The 2,595-nt window shown below is 73.8% G+C and carries 2 protein-coding genes; one reads left to right on the forward strand and one right to left on the reverse strand.

Translation table 11 applies throughout. The features are described 5' to 3' along the window. Positions 1-902: FAD-binding dehydrogenase (locus tag Q0L15_RS18725; RefSeq protein WP_296605998.1), on the reverse strand; the 902-nt coding region annotated here is incomplete at its 3' end. Between the two features lie 274 nt (positions 903-1,176). Here Q0L15_RS18725 and Q0L15_RS18730 point away from each other — a divergent pair. Beyond that, positions 1,177-2,595, forward strand: a 1,419-nt coding sequence (locus Q0L15_RS18730; protein ID WP_296606000.1) for a diguanylate cyclase, incomplete at its 3' end; no start/stop codon positions are given.

Genomic DNA, 2,595 nt, shown 5'->3' on the forward strand with positions numbered 1-2,595 from the left:
GGCAGGATCCGGATGCCGTGGTTGTCCCAGATCGGGTCCCAGTTGCGCAGCCCCTCGACGTAGTGCCACATCCGGTCGGGGTTGATCACGTTCGCACCCGCCGCCTGCGTGATGCCCAGCATCCGCCCGTCGACGTGGGCTGGTACGCCGGCGACCATCGTCTTCGGCGGGGCACCAAGCCGCGCGGGCCAGGTCTTGCGCACGAGGTCGTGGTTGCCGCCGATGCCGCCGCTGGTCACGATCACGGCCTGGGCACGGATCTCGAACTCCCCGGTCTCGACCCGGCTGCTGGCCGTCCCACGGGCCGCCGCGCTCGGCTCGAGCACCGCCCCGCGGACGCCCACGACCGCGCCGCCCTCGACGACCAGGTCGTCGACGCGGTGCCGGAAGGCCAGGCGGATCCGCCCGGAGGCGGCGTGCTCACGCACGCGGCGCTCGAACGGCTCGACGACGCCGGGGCCGGTGCCCCAGGTGATGTGGAAGCGGGGCACCGAGTTGCCGTGACCGTCCGCGCGCCCGTCGCCGCGCTCGGCCCAGCCGACGACCGGGAACAGCCGGTGGCCCATCGCGCGCAGCCAGGCACGCTTCTCCCCGGCGGCGAAGTCGACGTACGCCTCGGCCCACGCCCGTGGCCAGCGGTCCTCCTCGCGGTCGAACTGCGCGCTGCCGAGCCAGTCCTGCATCGCCAGGTCGCGGGAGTCCTTGATGCCCATCCGCCGCTGCTCGGGGCTGTCGACGAGGAACAGGCCGCCCAGGCTCCAGAACGCCTGCCCGCCGAGCGACTGCTCCGGCTCCTGGTCGAGCAGCACGACGCTCTTCCCGGCGCCGGCCACCTCCGCGGCGGCCGTGAGGCCCGCCAGCCCGGCGCCGACCACGACGACATCAGTACTCACGGTGTCCACGGGCGGATCCTCGCACGCGGGTCGCCCCCACGGTCGGCTGTCCATGGACAGCCGGTCTGGACAGGTTCGTCCGTATTGCTGCGGATCAGGAGTCACACCGGCCACACTGGTCCCCGCCTCGGGGAAAATGCTTGGGAGGGCCCCCGAGGCGCCGAAAGGGATCTCGGGAGGGAGAGACCTGGTGTTCAGCGCAGCGGTGCCACCGGCGCTCTGCCCGCCTGCCGTTCTCGTCGTCAGCGACGAGGGCGAGGCAGGTGGGCCGCTGTCAGCATGCGTGAACGCGCTCGTGGGCCGGGTGCTCGCGACCCGCGCCCTCTCGCTGACCGCTGCCTTGGACCTCCTCGACACGACGGCGTTCGACTGCGTCGTGGCGTACGTCGGGGCGCCCGACCTCGCGGCCGCCGAGGTCGCCCACCTGCTGCGCGACCGCGCCGGCGAAGCGGCGCTCGTCCTGGTGGTCGACGACCACGCCCCGGTGTCGGACTCCTTCGAGGGCCTGGCCGACCTCGTGCTCCGCATCGGTGACCTCGCAGGCGACCACCGCGGTGACTGGCTGCGGCTGATGCGCCGCGCGATCGACCACGTCCGGGTCCGGACCTCGCTCGTCGCGGCCGAGGCCGCCGCAGCGCGCCTGGGCGGGATCATGGACTCGGTCGCCGACGCGGTGTTCACCACCACGATGGACGGCCGGGTCGCGACCTGGAACGAGGGCGCGGAGCGGCTCTACGGCTACCAGGCCTCCCAGATGATCGGCCAGGACATGGCGGTGCTGCACCCGCCCGGCTCCGACGAGCCGCGCCGGATCCTGGCGATGGTCCGCGCCGGCAAGCCGATCCAGGGCCTCGACACGCTCCGGCGCACGAGCGACGGCCGGATGGCGCAGGTCTCGATCAGCGTCAACGCGCTCCCCGACGAGCACGGCAGCGGTGGCATCGGCGGGCTCGTCGTCGTCGCCCGCGACATCAGCGACCGCCTCGAGCTCGAGGCCGAGCTGGTCCGTCAGACCATGCACGACGCGCTGACCGGCCTGCCCAACCGCTCCTTCCTCACCTACCGCCTCACCCAGGCGCTCGCCGACGGCAAGCGCCGCGGCGACCCGGTCGCCGTCCTGCTCCTCGACCTCGACCAGTTCCGCGCCGCGAACGACGTGCACGGCCACCTCACCGGTGACCGACTGCTCTCCGAGGTCGCCCTCCGGCTGCGCGGGCTGGCCCGCCCGATCGACGTCGTGGCGCGCATCGGCGGCGACGAGTTCGTGCTCGTCTGCCCCGACACCGACGTCGAGGCGGCCGGCCACGTCGCCGAGCAGGTGATCGCCGCGATCAGCGAGCCCTACGCGGTCGACCACCGGGCCGTCCGGGTCGGCGTCAGCGTCGGCATCGCGGTCTCCCCTCCCCTGGACTGCGACGCCGAGACGCTGCTCAAGCGTGCGGACGCCGCGATGTACGAGGCGAAGGCGCGCGGCCGCTCCCGCAGCCAGGTCTTCGACCCCGCGCTCGCCCGTCTCGCCGCCGATCAGCGGCTGCTCGCCGCCGACCTGCGGGCCGCCCTCGACGCGGACGCGCTCGAGCTGCACTACCAACCGGTCGTGGACCTCGCGACCGACCGTCTGGTCGGCCTTGAGGCGCTCGCGCGCTGGAAGCACGCGACGCGCGGCGCCGTACCGCCCGGCGTCTTCGTGCCGCTGGCCGAG

Source organism: Nocardioides sp. (genome assembly GCF_024509035.1).
Classification (GTDB): domain Bacteria; phylum Actinomycetota; class Actinomycetes; order Propionibacteriales; family Nocardioidaceae; genus Nocardioides.